The sequence below is a fragment of the Reyranella sp. genome (genome assembly GCF_965249915.1).
Lineage (GTDB): Bacteria > Pseudomonadota > Alphaproteobacteria > Reyranellales > Reyranellaceae > Reyranella.
Genome location: NZ_OZ252257.1, coordinates 2,990,297 through 3,007,615 on the forward strand (window position 1 = coordinate 2,990,297; position 17,319 = coordinate 3,007,615).

The 17,319-nt window shown below is 66.1% G+C and carries 21 protein-coding genes; 12 read left to right on the forward strand and 9 right to left on the reverse strand.

Going from position 1 to position 17,319, the window contains the following annotated elements:
- Positions 1 to 111 precede the first annotated feature (111 nt).
- Positions 112 to 837, forward strand: coding sequence for a hypothetical protein (locus ACP15H_RS14750; protein WP_425066933.1), 726 nt, complete (start codon positions 112 to 114; stop codon positions 835 to 837).
- A gap of 9 nt (positions 838 to 846) precedes the next feature.
- Positions 847 to 1,221 (forward strand): hypothetical protein, encoded by a 375-nt coding sequence (locus tag ACP15H_RS14755; RefSeq protein WP_425066934.1) that lies wholly within the window; start codon positions 847 to 849, stop codon positions 1,219 to 1,221.
- Positions 1,222 to 1,226: 5 nt separating this feature from the next.
- Here ACP15H_RS14755 and ACP15H_RS14760 read toward each other — a convergent pair whose 3' ends face one another.
- The gene (locus ACP15H_RS14760; protein ID WP_425066935.1) at positions 1,227 to 2,759 is read right to left on the reverse strand and encodes a hypothetical protein; all 1,533 of its coding nucleotides are present in this window, start codon (positions 2,757 to 2,759) and stop codon (positions 1,227 to 1,229) included.
- A 187-nt stretch (positions 2,760 to 2,946) separates the two neighbouring features.
- On the opposite strand from ACP15H_RS14760, the gene ACP15H_RS14765 reads away from it, so the two are divergent.
- Genes ACP15H_RS14765 through ACP15H_RS14790 form a run of 6 tightly spaced genes read left to right on the forward strand, consistent with a single transcriptional unit; the run spans position 2,947 to position 8,341 of the window.
- Complete coding sequence (locus tag ACP15H_RS14765) at positions 2,947 to 3,303, forward strand: hypothetical protein (protein WP_425066936.1); 357 nt, start codon at positions 2,947 to 2,949, stop codon at positions 3,301 to 3,303.
- 42 nt (positions 3,304 to 3,345) lie between these two features.
- Complete coding sequence (gene selD, locus ACP15H_RS14770) at positions 3,346 to 5,571, forward strand: selenide, water dikinase SelD (RefSeq protein ID WP_425066937.1); 2,226 nt, start codon at positions 3,346 to 3,348, stop codon at positions 5,569 to 5,571.
- A 57-nt stretch (positions 5,572 to 5,628) separates the two neighbouring features.
- Positions 5,629 to 5,778 carry a hypothetical protein gene (locus ACP15H_RS14775; protein WP_425066938.1) on the forward strand — a complete coding sequence of 50 codons (150 nt, stop codon included), beginning with the start codon at positions 5,629 to 5,631 and terminating at the stop codon, positions 5,776 to 5,778.
- A gap of 56 nt (positions 5,779 to 5,834) precedes the next feature.
- Entirely contained in the window at positions 5,835 to 6,230 is a 396-nt protein-coding gene (locus ACP15H_RS14780) for an OsmC family protein (RefSeq protein ID WP_425066939.1), read from the forward strand.
- Between the two features lie 28 nt (positions 6,231 to 6,258).
- Positions 6,259 to 7,500 carry a CinA family nicotinamide mononucleotide deamidase-related protein gene (locus ACP15H_RS14785; protein WP_425066940.1) on the forward strand — a complete coding sequence of 414 codons (1,242 nt, stop codon included), beginning with the start codon at positions 6,259 to 6,261 and terminating at the stop codon, positions 7,498 to 7,500.
- Between the two features lie 34 nt (positions 7,501 to 7,534).
- Positions 7,535 to 8,341: an enoyl-CoA hydratase/isomerase family protein gene (locus ACP15H_RS14790; protein WP_425066941.1), complete on the forward strand. Its 807-nt coding sequence runs from the start codon at positions 7,535 to 7,537 to the stop codon at positions 8,339 to 8,341.
- Between the two features lie 19 nt (positions 8,342 to 8,360).
- Here the strand turns inward: ACP15H_RS14790 and ACP15H_RS14795 are convergent, their stop codons facing one another.
- Positions 8,361 to 9,236: a J domain-containing protein gene (locus tag ACP15H_RS14795; protein ID WP_425066942.1), complete on the reverse strand. Its 876-nt coding sequence runs from the start codon at positions 9,234 to 9,236 to the stop codon at positions 8,361 to 8,363.
- A gap of 66 nt (positions 9,237 to 9,302) precedes the next feature.
- Here ACP15H_RS14795 and ACP15H_RS14800 point away from each other — a divergent pair, with 66 nt between their 5' ends.
- Both ACP15H_RS14800 and ACP15H_RS14805 read left to right on the forward strand, forming a co-directional pair.
- On the forward strand, positions 9,303 to 10,142 hold the full coding sequence (locus tag ACP15H_RS14800) for a TauD/TfdA dioxygenase family protein (protein WP_425066943.1): 840 nt from the start codon (positions 9,303 to 9,305) through the stop codon (positions 10,140 to 10,142).
- A 234-nt stretch (positions 10,143 to 10,376) separates the two neighbouring features.
- Positions 10,377 to 11,396: an aspartate-semialdehyde dehydrogenase gene (locus tag ACP15H_RS14805; RefSeq protein WP_425066944.1), complete on the forward strand. Its 1,020-nt coding sequence runs from the start codon at positions 10,377 to 10,379 to the stop codon at positions 11,394 to 11,396.
- 53 nt (positions 11,397 to 11,449) lie between these two features.
- Here the strand turns inward: ACP15H_RS14805 and ACP15H_RS14810 are convergent, their stop codons facing one another.
- Positions 11,450 to 11,905 carry a helix-turn-helix domain-containing protein gene (locus tag ACP15H_RS14810; RefSeq protein WP_425066945.1) on the reverse strand — a complete coding sequence of 152 codons (456 nt, stop codon included), beginning with the start codon at positions 11,903 to 11,905 and terminating at the stop codon, positions 11,450 to 11,452.
- A gap of 113 nt (positions 11,906 to 12,018) precedes the next feature.
- Here ACP15H_RS14810 and ACP15H_RS14815 point away from each other — a divergent pair, with 113 nt between their 5' ends.
- Positions 12,019 to 13,053 carry a LysR family transcriptional regulator gene (locus tag ACP15H_RS14815; RefSeq protein ID WP_425066946.1) on the forward strand — a complete coding sequence of 345 codons (1,035 nt, stop codon included), beginning with the start codon at positions 12,019 to 12,021 and terminating at the stop codon, positions 13,051 to 13,053.
- A gap of 11 nt (positions 13,054 to 13,064) precedes the next feature.
- Here ACP15H_RS14815 and ACP15H_RS14820 read toward each other — a convergent pair whose 3' ends face one another.
- From ACP15H_RS14820 to ACP15H_RS14835, 4 genes are all read right to left on the reverse strand, one after another.
- A complete protein-coding gene (locus tag ACP15H_RS14820) occupies positions 13,065 to 13,346 on the reverse strand; it encodes a hypothetical protein (RefSeq protein WP_425066947.1) in 282 nt (93 codons plus the stop codon).
- A gap of 153 nt (positions 13,347 to 13,499) precedes the next feature.
- The gene (locus tag ACP15H_RS14825) at positions 13,500 to 13,970 is read right to left on the reverse strand and encodes a phosphoadenosine phosphosulfate reductase family protein (protein WP_425066948.1); all 471 of its coding nucleotides are present in this window, start codon (positions 13,968 to 13,970) and stop codon (positions 13,500 to 13,502) included.
- Entirely contained in the window at positions 13,967 to 14,338 is a 372-nt protein-coding gene (locus tag ACP15H_RS14830) for a hypothetical protein (RefSeq protein WP_425066949.1), read from the reverse strand. Before ACP15H_RS14830 ends, ACP15H_RS14825 begins: the two co-directional genes overlap by 4 nt.
- A gap of 102 nt (positions 14,339 to 14,440) precedes the next feature.
- Positions 14,441 to 14,638 carry a hypothetical protein gene (locus tag ACP15H_RS14835; protein WP_425066950.1) on the reverse strand — a complete coding sequence of 66 codons (198 nt, stop codon included), beginning with the start codon at positions 14,636 to 14,638 and terminating at the stop codon, positions 14,441 to 14,443.
- 411 nt (positions 14,639 to 15,049) lie between these two features.
- Between ACP15H_RS14835 and ACP15H_RS14840 the strand changes: the two genes are divergently transcribed.
- The gene (locus tag ACP15H_RS14840) at positions 15,050 to 15,277 is read left to right on the forward strand and encodes a hypothetical protein (protein WP_425066951.1); all 228 of its coding nucleotides are present in this window, start codon (positions 15,050 to 15,052) and stop codon (positions 15,275 to 15,277) included.
- Here the strand turns inward: ACP15H_RS14840 and ACP15H_RS14845 are convergent, their stop codons facing one another.
- The gene (locus tag ACP15H_RS14845) at positions 15,278 to 15,808 is read right to left on the reverse strand and encodes a cupin domain-containing protein (RefSeq protein ID WP_425066952.1); all 531 of its coding nucleotides are present in this window, start codon (positions 15,806 to 15,808) and stop codon (positions 15,278 to 15,280) included.
- A gap of 63 nt (positions 15,809 to 15,871) precedes the next feature.
- On the reverse strand, positions 15,872 to 17,245 hold the full coding sequence (locus ACP15H_RS14850) for an aminotransferase (RefSeq protein ID WP_425066953.1): 1,374 nt from the start codon (positions 17,243 to 17,245) through the stop codon (positions 15,872 to 15,874).
- Positions 17,246 to 17,319 lie beyond the last annotated feature (74 nt).

Sequence of the window (17,319 nt, forward strand, 5' to 3'; positions counted from 1 at the left end):
CCCTCGACGAGCACGAGCGGCGATGCAAGCCGGTTGGCGGCCCGGCAGGCTTGCATTCTCCGCATGCGCACGGCAGCTTCGGCGGCCGATTTCCACGCTGCGAGGGCCACGGTGGACGACACTCTCATCATCCCGGCCGGCTTCAACGGCCCGCGCCTCTCCGGCAATGGCGGCTATGTCTCCGGCCTGCTGGCCGAACGCTACACCAGGGCCTTCGGCGGCGACGGCGCCGTCGAGATCACCCTGCGCGCACCGATTCCCATCGAGACCCCGATGAACCTCGTGCGCGAGGATGCGGTGATGACGATGCGCGACGGCGACACGCTGATCTGCGAGGCGCGCGCCGGGAGGGTCGATCATCTCGATCCGCCGAAGCCGCCGTCCGATTGGGATACGGTGATGCACCAGGACGCGGTCGGCGGCTGCGGCGAGGGCAGCGACTTCCAGTGGTGCCTCGTCTGTGGCCGCAGTCGCGGCGTGGGCGACGGATTGCGAGTGTTCGGCAGCCATTCGGGCAGCGGGACGTCCCTCTCCTGCTACGTGCCGCACGCCAATCACGCCGACGGCGACGGCCGCATCCGGCCGGAGTTCCTGTGGGGCACGCTCGACTGCCCCGGCGCCTGGGCCGCCCAGGATCCCGAGGACATTCGCCCCGCCCTCACCGGCCGCATGACCGCGAAAGTGTTGGAGCGCCCCAAGGTCAGCGAACGCTGCGCCGTCGTCGGCTGGCGCATCGGCGCCGAGGGCCGCAAGCTCTATTCCGGCACGGCGCTCTACACCGAGTCCGGCCGCCTCTGTGCGATCGGACACTGCACCTGGATCGTGTTGAAGGAATAGCGTGGGGAAATGTCCCCGCTCCTCACCCTTCTGATCGCCGCCGTCATGGCCCTCGTCCTGCTGCTGAACTTCAGTCCAGACCCACGACGGAACGCGACCGACATCTTCGTTGCCGGGTTTGCCGCGGTGAACATCGCGGGGATTCTCGGCCTCGGATGGTTCGTGCTCGAGATGCTCATCCATGACGGCGTGATGGCCCTCGAGATCCTGAGCTGTGTCGTTGCGATGTTGCTCCTGGCCGGGGCCACTGCCAGCGCCCTCGCGCTCAAGCATCGTGGAGCGAAGAAGACGGCGATCATCCTGTCGGGGGTCACGGCCCTGCCGACGATCTTCGTCTACGGGTTTCTGGTCTATCTCGATGCCAATCCGATCGACTGGCGCTGAGGCGCTCAGCGCTCGCGCACGAAGATCACCGCTGCCTCGTCGGCATAGGCCTGCCGCCAGCCCGGCAGGCGGGCCAGCAGGCGGTTGACCGGCTGGTCGGGGGGCATGAAGGTCCAGTCGATGCGATTGCGCTCGAGCAGCTGTTCCAACGGCTCGCCGCCGCGCAGGCCGATCGTGTCGGCGTAGCGCCGGATGAAGTCGCGGCCGTAGAGTTCGCCGCGGCCGTCGATGAAGGTCGGCACGCCGGCATGGATGAGATAGCCGCCGAAGACATAGTGGTTGAGTACACGACCGCCGATCCCCGCCTGCTTCACATAGGCCATCGCGGTCGAGGGCATGGTCGAGAGCGGCGGCACGATGCCGCCGTAGCGCACGAGGCCGAGCGAGATCAGCGCACAGCAGGCGACACCCACGACGACGGCGGCGCGGCCGGCCGGCAATGCCAGTGCGGCAGCCTGCCCGGGGAGCGAACCGTCGTGACCGGCAGCGGGATCGGGCCGCAGCGCCGGCCACTGACGCGCCAGCAGCGGTGCCAACGCCAGCGGCGCGAGCATGGCCAGCAGCTCGGCATTGAAGGCGTAGCGGAGATAGAGATGCAGCAGGCCGAGCACGATCAGCAGGCGCAGCAGCGGCAGCTTGAGGCCACGCGACAGGGCGGCATAGAGGGCAATCAGAAGCACCAACTCCTGCAGCGGCGCCTTCTGAAAGTCGGGCGACTTCCATTCCGTGATGAAGGCCAGCGTGTCGTCGAGGGCGAAGATGCGCAGCGTCACCCAGATCGATTCGGGTCCGTAGGGCGTGATGCAGGCCGCGAGGAACGAGGCGATGCCAAACTTCGCCCAGCCCGAAAGAAGGACCTTGCGCTCTTCCGCACTACGCGCGCCGACCACCGCCTCGACCGCGAAGGCGACGCTCAGCAGCAGGCCCATGATGAAGCTGCCGTGCAGGTTGGCCCAGAGCAGCATCACGAGCAGCAGCAGTGGCTGCGGCGCGCGGCGTTCCTCGACGGCACGCACGAGACCCGCCATCCAGATCAGCATGAACGGGAAGGCAAGCACCGCCGGCCGCGCGAGGAAGTGCGGCAAGGTCATCGCAATGGCGGCCAGCACGAACACCGCCGCCGGCAAGGGGCGCAGGTCCCGCAGCAGGAGCCGCAGCATCATTGCGAAGGACACGGCAAGCGCGGCTGCAGCCAGCACGGTGACGCCACCCCAGCCGCCAAGCTTGAACGCGACCGACATCAGGAGCTGCGACAGCCACTCCTTGGCGATCCACGGCTGTCCCGCGAAGGAGAAGGAGAATGGATCGACCGTCGGCACCGCGCCCTTGGCCAACATCCAGTTCCCGACCGCGATGTGCCAGTGTGTGTCTGGATCGGCCAGCAGCGGTAGACCGCTGCCGTTGGCGAGACAGATGAAGAGGAGCAGCCCCACCACCAGCGGCCAGGACAGCGACCACGCCGAACGAGGGTGCGCGGCGAACGAGGACTCGTCTTCGGGAAAATCTGGGGAAACCGAGAGGCCGGAAGTGACGGCCATGCAGAGGTGCTCCGAAACCAGGGGAACAAGCACCCCTAATCAATTGATATACATTATAATTCTCGCACACGCCACCTGTTGATCGCAGGGACTTGCCACGGAAATGGAGAAAACAACCCAAGGTTTGTTTTAAAACAACCAATGCAATCTATTCTGAGCGGCGCGACATCCTCGGAGGAAACAGCCCATGCGCCGTCTCTTGATCGCCAGCTTGCTCGCTCTCGGCATGTGCCCGGCCACCGCGTCTGCACAAACCGCGCTCTATTCCGGCGACCGGTCGGGCGGTACGTTCAGCGGCCCCACGGGCAGCACCGTGTTCCTGGGCGACGGAAGGGGTGGCGGCACGTTCTACGGACCATCGGGCACGACCACGTATGTCGGGGACCTGCGGGGCGGCACCCTCTACACGCCGCAGGGCACATACGTGCTCAACGGCGACGGACAGGGGACGCTGTATGGACCGCCAGGCATATTGAAGATCGACCGCAACAGCGGCGGCGCCACCGCCTATGGCTCGGCACTCCCGACGTTCCTCGGTCAGTAGCCGGGGTCTTTCGCCTCCCGGCCCATAGTCTATAGGAGTGGGATGCAGGCTGCTCCTCTCCTCAAGGATCTCGTGCTCGTGGGCGGCGGCCACTCGCACGTCCATGTCGTGAAGAGCTTCGGCATGAAGCCGATGCCCGGGGTACGGGTCACCCTGATCGGGCGGGACATCGAGACGCCCTATTCCGGCATGATCCCAGGCTTCGTGGCCGGCGCCTATTCGTTCGACGAGTGCCACATCGACCTCGCGCGGCTCTGCGCCTGGACCGGCGCGCGCCTCATCCATGCCGAAGCGATCGGGCTAGATCGCATGAACCGGCAGGTGCTGCTGAAAGACCGTCCGCCCATCTCCTACGATCTCGTGTCGCTCGACGTCGGCTCTTCGCCCAGCATGGGCGCGATTGCCGGTGCGACCGAGCATGCGACGCCCGTGAAGCCCATCGCCGAACTCGGCCGCCGCTGGCTGGGCTTCCTCGAACGGGTCAAGGACTGGCAGGGCGCGCTGCGCATCGCCGTGATCGGCGGCGGCGCGGGCGGTGTCGAGCTGGCGCTGGCCATCGACCATCGACTGCGTACCGTCGCCCGCAATGCGCAGGTCTCGGTCACGCTGGCCACCAAGGGCGAAATCCTGTCGGGTCAGGCAGTCGGGGCGCGCCGGCGCATGCGCGCCGTCTTCGCACGCCGCGGTGTGCGGTTGATCGAAAACGCCGCGACCACGCGCATCGATGCCGAGGCGGTCCATCTCGAAACCGGAGAGCGCCTGCCGGTCGACGACGTGTTCGTGGTGACGCAGGCCAGCGCCGCGGCCTGGTTCGGCGGCACCGGCCTGCCGCTCGACGAGCGCGGCTTCTTCTCGGTCGAACCGACCCTCGCCTCGAGGGGCGATCCGCGCGTGTTCGCCGCTGGCGACTGCGCCAGCGTGACGGCCCATCCGCGTCCCAAGGCCGGCGTCTTCGCGGTACGTCACGGGCCGCCGCTGGCCGCCAACCTGCGCCGCGCCTTGGTAGGACAGACGCTGGAGCCCTTCACGCCGCAACGACGCTACCTCTCGATCCTCGGCACCGGCGACGGCAACGCGGTGGCGACGCGGGGCTCGTGGGCCGTCGAAGGCTCGTGGGTGTGGCGCTGGAAGGACCATATCGACCGCAAGTGGATGCGCATGTATCGCGAGCCGCCAGCGACGCCGATGGACAGCGCCGCACGCCTTGCCCCGCCCGATCCGCGACTGGCCGATGCCGAGGGGACGCGCCTGCTGGCCGATATCGGCATGCGCTGCGGCGGCTGCGGCGCCAAGGTCGGCGCCGGCGTGCTCGATCGCGTGCTGGCACGGCTCGGTCCTTCGCCTGGCGCGAATGTCGCGATCGGCCTCGACGTCCCCGACGATGCGGCGATGATCGAGGTGCCTTCGGGCCAGGCGCTGGTGCAATCGGTCGATTTCTTCCGCACCTTCGTCGACGATCCCTTCGTCTTCGGCGAAATCGCCGCCGTTCATGCGCTGGGCGACGTCTGGGCGATGGGTGCGAAGCCGCACAGCGCGCTCGCGCTGGCGGTCGTGCCGGCGGCGGCCGAACGACTGATGGAGGAAGAGCTCTTCCAGATGCTGTCCGGGGCGCGGCGCATCCTCGACGGCGCGGGCTGCGCGCTGATCGGCGGCCATTCCGGCGAGGGACCCGAGGCGGCCCTGGGCTTCTCGGTGAACGGTCTCGTCGTCGCCTCGCAAGCCTTGCGCAAGGGCGGGCTGAAGCCGGGCGACAAACTCGTGCTGACGAAGCCGCTCGGCACCGGCGTGATCTTCGCCGCCGCGATGCGCGGCATGGCGAAGGCGAGCTGGATCGAAGGTGCGCTTGCTTCGATGCGAAAGCCATCGGGCGATGCTGCACGTGCGCTGGTGACGGCGGGCGCGCATGCCTGCACCGACGTGACGGGGTTCGGCCTCGCGGGTCATCTGAGCGAGATGATTCGTGCCAGCGACAACGTCATCGTCGATCTGTATCTCGACTCGTTGCCGGTGCTTCCAGGCGCGATCGAACTGTTCGCACAAGGCTTCGCGAGCTCGCTTCAGCCTGCGAATCTGCGCGCGCGCCATCTCATCGACGGACTCGACCGCGCGTCCGGTCATGCGATGATTCCAGTGCTGTTCGATCCGCAAACTGCGGGTGGTTTGCTCGCGGCACTCCCGGCCGATGCGTCGCTCAGCGACCACATGACTCACATCGGCACGATAAAATCACGCGAAGAATGCGTGACAGAGATAAGAATCGTGATCTAGATGCAATCAGGAGCGGTGCGTCGTGTGCCGTTCCATGACCTGAACAGGGAGAGTTAGATGGCTGCGAAGAAGAAGGTTGCGAAGAAGAAGGCGGCGAAGAAGGCCGTGTCCAAGGCGAAGACCGCCGTGACCAAGACGAAGACCGCCGCCAAGAAGGCTGCGAAGAAGGCCGTGAAGAAGGCAGCTTCCAGCCGCAAGCGTCGCTAGACTGGTGCGAGGGCCCGGCAACGGGCCCTCCAGCATCAGGAGGCGACGACAGCGACATGGCTCACGCAAAGGCAAGCATCGGCACGACCAACTACGAGACGGCCATCGCCACCGGCCATGGCGGACATCACAAGCTCACGGCCGACGAAGGGCCGGAACTGGGCGGCAAGGATGCCGGCCCCGCCCCCTATGATCTGCTTACTTCGGCGCTGGGCGCCTGTACGGTCATCACGCTTCGCATGTATGCCGAGCGCAAGCAGTGGCCTGTGACGGCAGTTCATGCCGACATCCATTTCAGCCGTGACGGCGACAAGCAACGCATCGACCGAATCCTCACGATCGAGGGCGCCGTCGACGACGAGCAGAAGAAGCGCATGGCCGACATCGCCGAGCGGACACCCGTTACGCTCACCCTGAAGAACGGGCTGGAGATCAGAACGTCGCTGGCGTGAGAGGCGACGTTCGCCGATACTCCCGCGAATGCGAGTCGAAATCCTCTGTACCGGCGACGAGATCCTCACCGGCAAGACCATCAACACCAACTACAGCCACATCGCCCGCCGCCTCGTCGAGCTCGGGTTGGGCGTGCATTGGGGCACAACCGTCGGCGACGACCGCGAGAGTCTGCTGAAGGCCTTCCACGAGGCCGGCGCGCGCGCCGATGCGGTGATCGTGAACGGCGGGCTGGGCCCCACGGTCGACGATCTTTCACAGGAGGTCGCGGCCCAGGCCTGCGGTGTTGAGCTGGTTCTGAGTGCCCATTGGATGACGCGCATGGAAGAGTCCTATGCGCGGCGCGGCCGTGTCATGCCGCCCAACAACAGGAAGCAGGCGATGCTGCCGGCCAATGCCGAGTTCATCGACAATCCGATCGGCACCGCGTGCGGCTTCGCCGTCACCATCGGCAAGGCGCGCTTCTTCTTCACCCCCGGCGTGCCGCGCGAGATGCGCCGCATGCTCGACGAGCAGATCCTGCCGCGCATCCTGGCGATGAGCGGCATCACGGGCGTCACCCGCCTGAAGCGCTTCCACACGTTCGGCATCGGCGAGTCGCGTGCCGACCAGATGCTTGGCGACATGGACGTCTTCAAGGAGGACGGCGGCATCAAGCTCGGCTTCCAGGCGCATTATCCCCAATTGGAGACCAAGCTCGCCCTGCGCGCCGACAACGAGGAGGCATTGGCGGCCCTGCTCGACCCGGCCGAGGCCGAGGTGCGCCGGAGGCTCGGCAATTTCATCGTGGCTGAAGACGATGAGACCATCGAAGGCGTGATCCTGGGCCGGTTGCTCGCGAGCGGATCGACTCTCGCCATTGCCGAAACCTTGACCGGAGGCCATCTAGCCGCGCGCATCGCCCCGCTCCCCGGCGCGGAGAGGGCGTTCCGCCGCGGCACCATCGCGCGCGATCTTGCCGAACTGGGCGCCACCGCGGTCACGCCCGACCAGGCCGCTGCCGTCGCCAAGTCGCTACGCGCCTCGAGCGGCGCGAGTCACGCGCTGGTCGTCCTGCTCGAACTCGACGAAGGCACCGACCGCCCCGACATGGGTGGCACGATCTGCATCGGTCTCGCGGATGGCGACGGGGCGGTGACGCGCCAGGCGCGTCTGGTCGGCGGTCGCGACTGGGTGCGCGTCGGCGCCACCGAACTGGGGCTCGACTGCCTGCGCCGTCACCTGCTCGGCCTGCCGGTCGACGAGCGCATCGACTTCGAACGGCGCTGACCCGGCCAACTTCTTGAACGGATAGGAGCAATACATGGCTGTCGTCGAAACCGAGAAGCACGGGCAGATCTTCGTCGTGCGGATGAACCGACCCGAGCGGCTGAACGCGCTCAATCACGAAATGCGAACGGACCTGTCGGCGGCATGGAACGAATTCCGCGCCAGCAAGGAGCTGGAAGTCGCGATCTTCACCGGCGCCGGCCGCGGGTTCTGCGCCGGCGAGGACATGAAGGAATCCCTGAAGGACGGCGCGCCGGGCGGCCGCCGGCCCGAGATCGAGGATCCGTTCATGTCGGGCAAGCTCGAGAAGCCCGTGATCGCCGCGATCAACGGCTTCGCCATGGGCGGCGGCTTCATGCTGGTCGAACGCACTGACCTGCGCGTCGCCGTGCGTGAGGCGGTATTCGAGGTCTCCGAGGCGAAGCGCTGGCTGCTTGGCGGCTACAATCACGGCCACATCGCCAACCTGCCTTATCCGGTGGCGATGGAGATGGCGCTCGGCTTCCGCTTCACCGCGCAGCGCTTCTACGAGATCGGCTTCGTCAACCGCCTCGTCGAGGCCGCCGAGCTCATGCCGACGGCGATGTCGATGGCCGAGCACCTGCTCACCTTGCCGCCAGCCTCTCGCGTCAACACCGTGCACATGATGCGGCAGATGCGTCCCGCACCCGGCCCCGACATGCAGCGCCTCGCCGATGCCCTGCACGATCACGGCGCCAAGAGCGACCTGATGGAATCTCGCGCGGCCTTCGCCGAGAAGCGCAAGCCCAACTTCAAGGGTTGGAACGACCCGGAGGACCGCTACCGCCTGCCGACGCTCGAAAGCCTGAATAAGAAGTAAAACGACCGGCCTTCGTCGATCAGTAAGCCTGTCCCACGCACTTCGCCGCGATCGTCTGGACGATCGCGCCGGCGGGGTCGACATAATACACAAGGGTGCCGCGCTCCCGACCGCGCCTTATCACGATCATGATCGAGTCGCTCGGCACGATGTCGGTCAGCACCACCAGATGCCGCTCGAAGAACTGCACCGAGGCCTGCACCGATTGCACGCCGTTGTAGGTTACCATGGGCTCGCCGCCGCGATTGACCAGGGTGAACCTCGCGCCGTCGGCGGCGACGCAAACCGACTGGCCGTCCGTGACCTCGGCCGGCGAAAGCCTGGGCGTGAGGGAGCGACCGGCCGCCACACCGCCGATCGGCGTGGAAGTAGGCCGGGACGAGGGGCCGAACTGGCTCGGTTGGTCGATCGGCGGAAGCGGGTTGGGTTGCGGCCTGAATGGCGCCCTCGCCTCGCCCGGCGTCTCGGTCCTGGCCAGCATCGCGCCGGATGCCGCCTCCTTCACGGCACGGGTGGCGAGATAGCTGCCGAGTCCGAGGAAGACCAGCACCACGACTGCAACGACCGTGATCGAGCGACGTCGCGCCGCCGCGTGGGCATGCGGCAGGTAGGCGGGCGACAGGGCGGCTCGCGGCGGCCGGGCAGACATCGAGGCCCGTACCGTGTCGAGGGCCGCCTGCACCCTGGCGTCGTAGTGGGCGCGGCTCTCCGGATCGGAGAGTGTCTTGTAGGCGGCGGCAATCTGCCGAAAATTGTAGGCCGCGAGCTCTGGATTTCCCGCCGCGACGTCCGGATGATAGCGCTTGGCCAGTGCCACATAGGCAGCACGGATCGTCGCCGCGTCCGCTGTCCGAGGGACGCCCAGCACCAGATAGTGATCGACATCGATCCTCATCGCATCCGCAGTCTAGACCGGCGTATCCTGCCTCTCAACGAAGCCATAATCCTGGAGGAAACCCCAATGGCCTATCAGTCGATCGAAGTCCGCAAGCTGACGCCTTCCATCGGGGCGGAGATATTCGGTGTCGACCTCGGCAAGCCGCTCGGCAACCAGCAGTTTCAGGAAGTGCACGATGCACTGATGGAGAACCTGGTGATTTTCTTCCGCGACCAGAAGATGTCGATCGAGCAGCACAAGGAGTTCGGCCGACGGTTCGGACCGCTGCACGTCCATCCCAATGCGCCGATCGCCTTCCCCGAGCATCCCGAAATCCTGGTGATCAAAGCCGACGAGAATTCGAAGCACGTGGCGGGCGAGGAATGGCATAGCGACGTGTCGTGCGATCTCGAGCCGCCGATGGGCTCGATCCTGCATCTCACCGAGGTCCCGCCCGAGGGTGGCGGCGACACGCTGTTCGCCAACATGTACCGCGCCTACGACACGCTCTCCCAGCCGATCAAGCAGATGCTGCAAGGCCTGACCGCCCTCCACGACAGCTCCAAGGCGCATTACTACCGGGTGAAGGCCACGGACCGCGGCGACATCAAGTTCCCCAATGCCGAGCATCCGGTCGTGAGAACCCACCCGGTAACCGGCCGGCAGAGCCTCTACGTCAATCGCGGCTTCACCCTGCGCATCCCGCAGCTCAAGCGACACGAGAGCGACGCCCTGCTCGAGATGCTCTATCGCCACATCGAGACGCCGGAGTTCCAGTGCCGCTTCAAGTGGCAGCCCGACTCCGTCGCCTTCTGGGATAATCGCTGCGTCCAGCACCACGCCATGTTCGACTACTTCCCGCACCGCCGGTACGGCCACAGGGTCACGGTCTGCGGCGACAAGCCGTTCCTGCGACCGAGCTAGACAGCCGGTGACGCCTTTACAGGCGCCAGGCCTTCGCCGTATATCCCTGTTACGATGAAGCGTTCCGCGACCAAAGCGACCGCGACCACCAAAACGACCACCTTCGGTGGGCCGGCGAGGACGTGCGCGTAAAGTCGAACGTGACATAGGACAACCTCTCAAGGCCCCGCCGGTTCGGACGGGGCCTTTGTCTTTCCAGGCGTCCGTTTCCCGGCCTCAACGAAGGAGACAGACATGAATTCGAGCCCCCTTACCGTAGCCATCGTCGGTGCGACCGGCGCCGTCGGCGTGGAGTTCCTGCGCTGCCTGGCCGAGCGCCGCTTCCCGGTGAAGGAACTGCGCCTGCTGGCCTCGGCCCGCTCGGTGGGCCGCGAACTGTCGTTCGACGGAAAGGCCCTCGTCGTCCAGGAGCTGACCGAGCACAGCTTCGAGGGCGTCGACATCGCCCTATTCTCTGCAGGGGGCGCCATCTCGAAGCGCTACGCCCCGATCGCCGTCGCGGCCGGTGCCATCGTGGTCGACAATTCCTCCGCCTTCCGCATGGATCCCGAGGTGCCGCTGGTGATTCCCGAGATCAATGCCGGCGCAATCGCCAGCCACAAGGGTATCGTCGCCAATCCCAATTGCGCGGCGATCATTGCCATCACGCCGCTCTGGCCGATCCATCAGCACAATCGCATCCGGCGGATGAGCATCGCCACCTACCAGGCCGCCTCGGGCGCCGGCGCGGCGGCGATGGACGAGCTTTCCGATTCGACGCGCGCCTATCTGGAGGGCCGCGCCTTCAAGCCAAGGGTGCTCCCGCATCCCTACGCCTTCAACCTGTTCAGCCACAATACCGCGATCGATCCCGCGACCGGCTACAACGACGAAGAGACCAAGGTCATGCGCGAGACCCGCAAGATCTACGGCGACGAGGAGCTGCGGCTATCGGCGACCTGCGTGCGTGTGCCGGTGCTGCGCGCCCATGCCGCCGCCGTGACCTTCGAATGCGAACGGCCGATCGACGAGGCCCGGGTCCGGGCGCTGCTTGCCAGCGCCCCGGGCGTGCGCATCGTCGACGACCGCGAGCGCAATCTCTTCCCGATGCCGCGCGATGCCACCCAGCAGGACGACATTCTGGTCGGACGCATTCGCCAGGATCTCGGCGACCCGACCGGCCATTCGATCTCACTGTTCGTCGCGGGCGACCAGCTCCTGAAGGGTGCTGCGCTCAACGCCGTCCAGATTGCAGAGCATCTGCTGGCGGCATGATGGAAGTCGCCCTCCTCTTCTCGGCCAGAGGAGAGGAGGGTGAGGCTGAGCGGCTACTTCTTCTTCGCCGGGCGGCCAGCGTGGCTGGCCTCCCCCATGCTCTTGACCAACTCGTAGATGCGCCTGCGCACCGCCTCGTCCCGGATCTTGTAGTAACCGCGCACCAGCTGCAGCGTCTCGCGCTTGATCAGCGGATCCTTCTCGGTGGCGAACGGGGTACCTGCCTCGCCGAAGCCGGTCCCCTTCTTCACCTTGGCCGCCATCGGACGGCCGGACAGTGCGTTGCCGGGCATCTCGTCGAAGAAGTAGGAGACCGGCACGTCCAGCGCCTTGGCGAATTCATAGAGCCGGCTTGAGCCCACGCGGTTTGCGCCCCGCTCGTATTTCTGGACCTGCTGGAAGGTGAGACCGACGGCGTCGCCCAGCTTGGTCTGACTCATGCCCATCAAGGTGCGCCGCTGGCGCATGCGCACTCCGACATGCGCGTCCACGGGATGTGATTTGGCCATCTATCTTCTCTTCCACTATTCACAGGAGCCCGGCGGGGTCGGCCACCAGGACGAACCCGGTTCTATACGCTTCGCGACTCCTGCCGGACCACGAAGGGCGACCGCCGCACCCCATGTCCTTTCACCAGGACACCGGCGCACCGGGCGAACAGTCCGAACTGCAACCCGACGTTGCTCCCTTCCAGAGAATACGTCCAATACAGTTGGCGGATGCTCTTGATACCATTATGGTATCGATCATGGACCTGAGAACGCTTCGCTACTTCAGTGCCGTCGTCCGCGAGGGACACTTCGGTCGCGCCGCGGCTTCACTGGGCATCGCCCAACCTCCCCTCACCCGCCAAATCCAGAAACTGGAACGCGAACTGGGAGTCGTCCTTCTCCATCGCAGCCAGAAGAAATTCGAGGTCACGCAGGCCGGCCTGCTGCTCTACGAGCGGGCCAGGCGGCTTCTGGACGGCGTCGAGCAAGCCGAGGCCGACGTGCGGCGCCTCGGGACCGGCGAGACCGGACGACTCGTGATCGGCTTTGTGCGCTCCACACCCTTCACGATCCTCCCTGGGATCGTGGTCCGGTTTCGTGCCGCCTATCCCGACGTCGAACTCGAACTGCGCGAGATGCGCAACCCGGACCAGGTGAAGTGTCTCGAGAACGGCGTCATCGATATCGGGCTGCTGCGTCCGCCAATCAGCAGTCGCGCCCTCCAGATGGTAACGCTGATTCGCGAGCCGTTCCTGGCCCTAGTCCCCGCGCACCACCCGCTCGCGCATCGCCGGGCGACCAGCATCCAGCAACTCATCGCCGAACCTTTCGTCATGTATTCCCGCGCAGGCTCGCCTCTCATTCACGCTCGCGTGATGGAAATGTGCCGCCGCGCGGGATTCGAGCCGCGCATCGCGCAATATGCCGACCAAATCCATACCGTCGCGAGCTTCGTGGGCGCGGGTCTCGGCGTCGCCCTGGCGCCCTCCACGGTCACGAGCTTCAACATGCCGGGCCTGCGTTGCCTGGCGATCGCCGAGAAGCCCGCGCCGCTGCCGGTGGTGGCCGTGTGGCGCACCGGCAATGGCTCTGTCCTGGTGCGCAACTTCACCCGAATCGCCCGCGAGGCTGCTTCAGGCTGGCGGCCGCAGGACCTGCCAGCCTGAAGCACACGACGTCAGTCGACCTTCTTCGACAGCATCTTGAAGTCCGTATCGAAGACGAGATCGTGCTTCTGGTTGCCGCACATGGCGTCATCCACCTCGAATTTGCCGGCCGGGTGCGCCGTCGCCTTGTCGTCGTCGAACTCCATCTTTCCGCCGGTGCAGCCGGCTGCCTTTACGGCCTCCTCGAGCTTTGTCCGTTCCTGATCGGTGACGGGGCGATCTTTGGCCACGGCCGGCAGGGCGAGGACGGCCGCCACGAGCAACACGGCGGAGACGGTGAAGATCGAGCGCATCTGGGACTCCTCCGATTGCATTGCAGAAACCATGCAATGCAATCCGGGCGCTCTGGTTCCCCTTCCCGCTGCCGCGGAGACCTTCAGACCGAGGGCAGAAGGCACGGGCAGAGCATGTCGAACCGTCGCCCGGAACCACTTGCGCACGGTGATCTACGCAGCGAAGCCTGCCAGCGCCCGTTCAAGCGGCGCAACCTTGCGGAAAGCGCAGCAGCCGTTCGAATCCAAGGCCGCCCGCCTCAGGCCGGCATCGAGGCGTGAGGCCTCTTCAGGCGACGGGCGAACGCTGCGAAAATCACGCAGCCCGAGATGCCGCACGAGACGATCTCGATGCTCGATTGCCTCCGGGAAGTCGCCCTGTGTCGACGAACAGCACCGGCGTCGATCGGTCGATTTCGGCCACCAATGCAGCAGCACCGCGGAGTCCGCTGCGAACGAGGAAACGACGGTAATGCGACCGGCGAAAACCTCGCCAATAACGGTCTGCAGGATACGGGAAGGCCCGGCGCCGTCGAGGCAGCGCTGCAGATCGCCGAAAGGGTCGGCCGATGGCAAGACAGCGTCTCCGGTGTCCCCGAGAGCGGTATCGCCGGCGCGTGACGTCGCCACCGCGAGCCTCGTCATGGGCGCTCCTCATATACGGCCGGCTGGTCGAGTTCATGGATCAGCTCGCGCTCCACCCCCCATGTCAGGTCCCGTATAGAATCGCCGACACGCGACATGGCATCGTCCACGTCGTGGCTCAGGACATCGAACTCATCGGCCAGCCGATCGAGTGCCATCCGGATGTCGGTCTCGGCCCGGCGCTGTGCGCGGCGCAACGCATCGAGCCGATTGCCCGATTCCCGCTCGCTCGAGACCTGCCTCGCCCACTCCCCCAGCAGCGGCAGATGCGAGGCCGGCACGGCCGTCAGAAGCGGCAGCATCCTCATGAGATGATCTCCCAGTTTTGACGGCAGCGAAGCCTTGGGGCGCCCAACCGAGACGCTCATGGCGCCACCCGCACGGCGACGATGGTGGACATGAGGGTGACGGCGATAGCCAAGGCCAGGAAGAAGCTCTGTCGGGTCGTCATGACGATTCTGCCTCCTGGGTCAGCGGCGAAGGGACGCGCGGCGCGGACCGCCTTGCAACCGGGCGGCGGCGAGGCGGGCGTGGCCGGGGGTGGTGAACTGCGTGCCGTCGAGCTCGAAGAACGGACGGGCGGTCGCGTGGAAGCGAAAGGCATTGCCTTCGCGCAAAACGATGCCCGCAGGCTCGCCCCGGATTTCGACGATGAAGGGTTCGGACATGGCTCCGCTCCTCCGGCCCTCGAGGAGCCGGTCTGGTCTCACGATTAACTGTCTTGGACTTGGGCCGGGCTCAGGCGAGCCGGCAGATCTCGCGGCACATGCCGCGTCGACAGGTCGTGAGGAGGATCGGCAGAAGGGGCTGGGTCATCGCTGTCTCGTCCCTCGTAGCGGAGCCCACGAACGCATCGTGACGCTTTAGCACTTGGTGACGCGGCGCAAGCTGCTCCTCAAATCCCGCGGTCTTTCGACGCCCCAGAAATGCGCCCGATCGCACGAGGAGACAATGATCGGGATTTCCAAAGTTCGAACCCGGCGGGAACCGCCCGCGCCGGGAGAGGCGTGCGCGAAAGAATTCCTTGCCCCTCGGTGGCGCCCCCAAACTCTGGTGACATCGAAATCGGAACCCAACGGATGTGCGTCATCGAGGTCGCAGAGGACGGCCTGGTGCTCACGACCTTGCGCACCACCGAGGAAATGCGCCAGCTCGACGAGATCGGTCACCCCAATCTGCCCAAGCCCAACGCGCGGATGCTGGAGATCGCCGAGAAGATCGTGGCGCTGCAGTCGGGCGGGTTCGATCCGCCGATCTCACCGATCGCCATGAAGATGCGCCGCGCGCTAGGGCGTAAGGCGGCCTGATCAGGCCGGTACGGCGCCGTTCAACACGAAGAGGACGCGGGCGATATGGTCGCTGCGGTTGGCCCACGCGTGGTTGGTACCGCGCTGGATCAGCACGTCGCCGGCCGTCATCAGCGTCTCGCCGACATCCATCAGCGCCCAGATCTCGCCCTCGATCACGACCGCGTAGTCGAGGCTGTGGGTCTTGTGGAATCCCGGATGGCGGGCGGCCTTGTCGTGAGCCTGCGCCGCGCCGTACTGGCTGAACACCTCTGCCTGGTTGCCGTAGTTGCGCTCCCTGTCGGGTGGGAACTCGACGATGCGCACGACATTACCGGCGGCCGGAGGCTCCAGCCTGAACGGCCTCGCCGTCGGATCCGGCGCCCCTTCCCGGTTCGACGCGGGGACCGCGTCGAGCAGCCAGAGATTGGTCAGCCCAACATTGGGCGAGTGCGACGGCGAGAAAGGGTGGGGCGCCGGCGCATCCTCGAGAAACACCGAGCGCCCCTCCTCGTCGTGGCCCGTCACGATCCTGCGAACCGGCTTCACCATGTTTCTTCCTCCCGAGACCAGGAGGCACTATGCCCGGTTCGCTCGGGCGAAAACCACCCGTCCTTACAGGCCGAGGTCCTTCTTCGCGTCGTCGAGCGCGAGCTTGAAGCGCTTGCACATCTCGCCGATCTGCTCCTCGGTGATGATGAGCGGCGGCGTAAAGGCGATGCGGTCGCCGATAGCACGTACGATCAGTCCGTGACGCAGCGCATGGTCCTGCACCATCGTGCCGACCTTCTGTTCCGGCGCCCACGGCGTGCGCGCCTTGGCGTCCTTCATCAGTTCGACGCCGGCGAACAGGCCGATCCCGCGTACGTCGCCGACCAGCGGATGGTCGCGGAACGTCTCCAGCCCGGCCAGCATGACGGGACCGACGCGGCGCACCTGGCCCACGATGTCGCGCTCCTCGTAGATCTTCAGCGTCTCCAGTGCGACGGCGCAGGCGACCGGATGGGCGCCATAGGTGAAGCCGTGGCCGAAGGTGCCGTTGGTGGCGCTGAGGCTCTCGACCGCGTCGTAGACCTTGTCGGAGATCATCAGCGCCGAGATCGGCTGGTAGGCGGCGGACAGCGCCTTGGCGCAGGAGATCATGTCGGGCTGCAGCTGGTAGGTCTCGGTGCCCCACATGTTGCCGGTGCGGCCGAAACCCGCGATGACCTCGTCGGCCACGAACAGCACGTCGTACTTCTTCAGCACCTTCTGGATCTTCTCCCAGTAGGTGCGCGGCGGGGTGATGGCGCCGCCGCCGCCCTGCACCGGCTCGCCGAAGAAGGCGCCGACCGTATCCGGCCCCTCGGCGAGGATCAGCGCCTCGAGATTGGCGGCCATGCGGTCGGAGAACTGCTCCTCGGTCTCGCCCTCTTCATGGAAGCGGTAATAGTGCGGATTGTCGGTGTGGCGGAACATCGGCAGCGGGATGTCGAAGCCCGCCCGCATGTGCGGCTGGCCCGAAACGCTGACCGAGGCGACGGTGTTGCCGTGATAGCCGCGCTCACGGCCGATGATCTTCTTCTTCTCCGGCTTGCCGATCGCATTGTGATAGTACCAGACGAGCTTGATGGCAGCGTCGTTGGCCTCCGAGCCCGAGCACTGGAAGAGCACGCGGCTCATGGGCTTGGGCGCGATCGACAGCAGCTTCTCGGCGAGATCGACGCTGGCCAGATGCCCCTTGTCGAAGAACGTATGGTAGTAGGGCAGGTCGAGCAGTTGCTTGTAGCCTGCCTCGGCCAGCCGCTTCTCCGAGAAGCCCAGCGACGCGCACCACAGGCCCGCCATCGCCTCGATATACTCCTTGCCCGACTCGTCGATGACATGGATGCCGCTGCCGCGTGCCATCAACGTGCCGCCGTGCTCACGGTAGGTCTTCAGCTCCGTCTGCTGATGCACCAGATAGCGCTGGTCGCGCGCATGCGGCGAGTTGGCGTGCAGTCCGTCCATGATCATCCTCTCGGTTCAAAGTCTGTCGGGAAACCCTACGGTCCGTCCTTGGCATGCAGGACGGGCGAAGAGAA

What these genes read in the sequence shown, in the direction of transcription:
- ACP15H_RS14755 (WP_425066934.1), top strand. Translation starts at nt 847, where the DNA reads ATGTCCCCGCTCCTCACCCTTCTGATCGCCGCCGTCATGGCCCTCGTC.
- ACP15H_RS14760 (WP_425066935.1), bottom strand. Translation starts at nt 2,759, where the DNA reads ATGGCCGTCACTTCCGGCCTCTCGGTTTCCCCAGATTTTCCCGAAGAC.
- ACP15H_RS14765 (WP_425066936.1), top strand. Translation starts at nt 2,947, where the DNA reads ATGCGCCGTCTCTTGATCGCCAGCTTGCTCGCTCTCGGCATGTGCCCG.
- selD (WP_425066937.1), top strand. Translation starts at nt 3,346, where the DNA reads ATGCAGGCTGCTCCTCTCCTCAAGGATCTCGTGCTCGTGGGCGGCGGC.
- ACP15H_RS14775 (WP_425066938.1), top strand. Translation starts at nt 5,629, where the DNA reads ATGGCTGCGAAGAAGAAGGTTGCGAAGAAGAAGGCGGCGAAGAAGGCC.
- ACP15H_RS14780 (WP_425066939.1), top strand. Translation starts at nt 5,835, where the DNA reads ATGGCTCACGCAAAGGCAAGCATCGGCACGACCAACTACGAGACGGCC.
- ACP15H_RS14785 (WP_425066940.1), top strand. Translation starts at nt 6,259, where the DNA reads ATGCGAGTCGAAATCCTCTGTACCGGCGACGAGATCCTCACCGGCAAG.
- ACP15H_RS14790 (WP_425066941.1), top strand. Translation starts at nt 7,535, where the DNA reads ATGGCTGTCGTCGAAACCGAGAAGCACGGGCAGATCTTCGTCGTGCGG.
- ACP15H_RS14795 (WP_425066942.1), bottom strand. Translation starts at nt 9,236, where the DNA reads ATGAGGATCGATGTCGATCACTATCTGGTGCTGGGCGTCCCTCGGACA.
- ACP15H_RS14800 (WP_425066943.1), top strand. Translation starts at nt 9,303, where the DNA reads ATGGCCTATCAGTCGATCGAAGTCCGCAAGCTGACGCCTTCCATCGGG.
- ACP15H_RS14805 (WP_425066944.1), top strand. Translation starts at nt 10,377, where the DNA reads ATGAATTCGAGCCCCCTTACCGTAGCCATCGTCGGTGCGACCGGCGCC.
- ACP15H_RS14810 (WP_425066945.1), bottom strand. Translation starts at nt 11,905, where the DNA reads ATGGCCAAATCACATCCCGTGGACGCGCATGTCGGAGTGCGCATGCGC.
- ACP15H_RS14815 (WP_425066946.1), top strand. Translation starts at nt 12,019, where the DNA reads ATGTCCTTTCACCAGGACACCGGCGCACCGGGCGAACAGTCCGAACTG.
- ACP15H_RS14820 (WP_425066947.1), bottom strand. Translation starts at nt 13,346, where the DNA reads ATGCGCTCGATCTTCACCGTCTCCGCCGTGTTGCTCGTGGCGGCCGTC.
- ACP15H_RS14825 (WP_425066948.1), bottom strand. Translation starts at nt 13,970, where the DNA reads ATGACGAGGCTCGCGGTGGCGACGTCACGCGCCGGCGATACCGCTCTC.
- ACP15H_RS14830 (WP_425066949.1), bottom strand. Translation starts at nt 14,338, where the DNA reads ATGAGCGTCTCGGTTGGGCGCCCCAAGGCTTCGCTGCCGTCAAAACTG.
- ACP15H_RS14835 (WP_425066950.1), bottom strand. Translation starts at nt 14,638, where the DNA reads ATGTCCGAACCCTTCATCGTCGAAATCCGGGGCGAGCCTGCGGGCATC.
- ACP15H_RS14840 (WP_425066951.1), top strand. Translation starts at nt 15,050, where the DNA reads ATGTGCGTCATCGAGGTCGCAGAGGACGGCCTGGTGCTCACGACCTTG.
- ACP15H_RS14845 (WP_425066952.1), bottom strand. Translation starts at nt 15,808, where the DNA reads ATGGTGAAGCCGGTTCGCAGGATCGTGACGGGCCACGACGAGGAGGGG.
- ACP15H_RS14850 (WP_425066953.1), bottom strand. Translation starts at nt 17,245, where the DNA reads ATGGACGGACTGCACGCCAACTCGCCGCATGCGCGCGACCAGCGCTAT.